General features: G+C 28.1%; 1 protein-coding gene. It reads right to left on the reverse strand.

What is annotated here, in order from left to right; translation table 11 throughout:
• Window positions 1-91 precede the first annotated feature (91 nt).
• Complete coding sequence (locus COL3_RS26480) at window positions 92-2,206, reverse strand: methyl-accepting chemotaxis protein (RefSeq protein ID WP_008428221.1); 2,115 nt, start codon at window positions 2,204-2,206, stop codon at window positions 92-94.
• Window positions 2,207-2,522 lie beyond the last annotated feature (316 nt).

The following is a 2,522-nucleotide window of genomic DNA, read 5'->3' on the forward strand; positions in this document are numbered from 1 at the left end:
TCAGCGATATTTTCATAGTTTTTCGTAATAAAAATATTTATTATTTCGGTAAGCTATCACATAAGTCTAGTTAAAATGTCCCATATTATATTTAAAACGTGAATTGATTGAAACTTTCGTTTAATTCGATTGATGAGTTACTAACTTTTTTTGCTGAATTTGCTACTTCTGAACTTGCTGAGCTTAGTTCTTCTGATGAAGCATAAATTTCTTGGGTAGTTGCTGAAATTTGCTCAGATACATAGGAAATTTCAGAAATGTTAGTTACTAAAGAATCTTTTTCTGCATTTAATTTAACAAAATCTTCAGCAATTGAGTCCATATTCGGAATCATTTCCTCAATGGCCTTAGAAATTTCTTTAAAAACAGCAATTGTATTATTGACAGTAAGCGTTTGATTCTTGACATCATGAGTAATGTTATCTGTGTTAATTGCTATATCATCAGTATTTTTTATAACTTTGGATACTATAGAATAGATACTTTGTGCAGAGGTTTTACTCATTTCTGCAAGCTTTCTTATTTCATCTGCAACAACAGCAAATCCCTTTCCAGCTTCGCCAGCTCTAGCGGCCTCTATTGCTGCATTTAGAGCAAGTAAATTGGTTTGTTCTGCTATATCATTAATTAAATTAGTCATTTCATTAACTTCTTTAATATCTGTTGTCATTAAGTTTAATGAAGAATTAAATTTATCAAAATTGGTGTTAAGAAGCTCCATGGATGAAATTAATGATTTAAGCTCATTGTTGCCTTTTTTAGATCTATCTCCAATATTAGCGGAAGCTATAGTAACATCATTAACTTTGTCAGTAAGTATTGAAATCTTGTTTCCGAACTCATTTAGATTATTTGTACTGCTGGTTAAACTATTAGATTGATTCATAATTCCTTCTGATATATTACTAATGGCTTGAACTATAGTTTCGATAAGTGATGATAGTTCTTCAGAAATAGATAAAAGCCCTTTTGATTCATTACTAAGGTGTGATGAGTTTAACTCAATTGCATCAATATTTTTGTTAAGGGATTTTTGAATCTCGACAAGAGATTTGCACATAATTCCTGTTTCGGATTTTTTCTTAAAATACTTAGTATCTATTTTTTTTGAAAAATCACCAGAAGCAAAACTTTTCATTATATCTACTACATATAAAATGTTTTTAGAAATTTTGGATACTACATATATTAAGGTTAGTGATATTAAGATTAGACTAATAATTCCCATAACAATATTAACTACCTTTAAATTATTAAAGGAACTTAATAAATCCATCTTATCCACCGCAGCTATTACACACCATCCTGTAGTTGGCACTATGGAATAAGACAATATTTGTTCTTTACCTTCGCAAATAACATCTTGAGCACCGCTTTTCCCAGAGGAAATGGAACTGATTAAGTCATCGGCTTTTGATCCATCGATATTTGTAATTAAATCAGTGACATTCATTCCTTGTTGTACATAAGAATTGTTAGAATAGCCTAGAAGTTTACCATTTGCATTAACAACAAAAGCTTTGCCTGAATTTAAAAATGATATTTTCTTACTTAGATTAGATATATCATCACCAGATTTAAAAGCAACAAGCACATTAATATGATTGTGATCGTCTTGGATAGGAGCTGATATTGCAATTACATAACTTTTATTTACGCTGCTCTTTGAATTATTAATAAAGGGTTCTGAAATATATGAAATTCCATTTTCTGCAGATTTAAAATAATCTGTATCCTTTATATCCATAACATCACCATTTATTAATGTTAACTTTCCATCAGGCGTTGCAATTCCCATATTTGAATATTGTTTAAATTCTTTTTCTTTTAATAAAATTTTCAATTTATCGTCTAGCGGAGTACTAGTACTTGCAATAAATGGATTGTGTGCTAAACTTTCAACAGAGTTAATTTGATTAGTCATAATATCATTAATATCTTGTGCAGTAATTTTACTTATTTGATTAATAAAATCTTTACTATTAGAATAAAGAACTTTTTGACCTAAATAGTAAGTACAGATTGTAAGCACTAATAACGTTATTATTACAACCGGAAGGACTCTTGCAAGAACCCTAAAACTAATTGAATCTTTATTAAAATTAAATAGATTTCTGCGAACTTTAATAGAATTTTCATTTTGGGCAGAAGTTTGCTTATGTTTTTTATGTACTGTAAATTTATTAAATATGTTTGATAATTTCATTTTTAATACCCCCCTTTTTGTGAATTAACTGTATACTTGTCTATATTATAATTTTTTTATTATAAATAAATAATTTCCAAAAGTATATATGCAAGCTGCACTAAAATACTGTTATATAGGCATAAAATTTAAATATATTTAAGTTAGGAGAGTAAATTGTAGAGGTAATTAGGCATAAAAAAAGAAACCCGAAGGTTTCAATATTTTTTATTCTTTAGGAATTTATAAAGCAGTAAAATCTGTGGATAACTTATTTAAAAAGCTGTTTAATTAGGTTTTGTATGGAAAAAGAATAAAAAAGAAATCTTATTCGCCT

The sequence above is a fragment of the Clostridium sp. LS genome, from assembly GCF_002760435.1.
Classification (GTDB): domain Bacteria; phylum Bacillota; class Clostridia; order Clostridiales; family Clostridiaceae; genus Clostridium.

What these genes read in the sequence shown, in the direction of transcription:
- COL3_RS26480 (WP_008428221.1), bottom strand. Translation starts at nt 2,206, where the DNA reads ATGAAATTATCAAACATATTTAATAAATTTACAGTACATAAAAAACAT.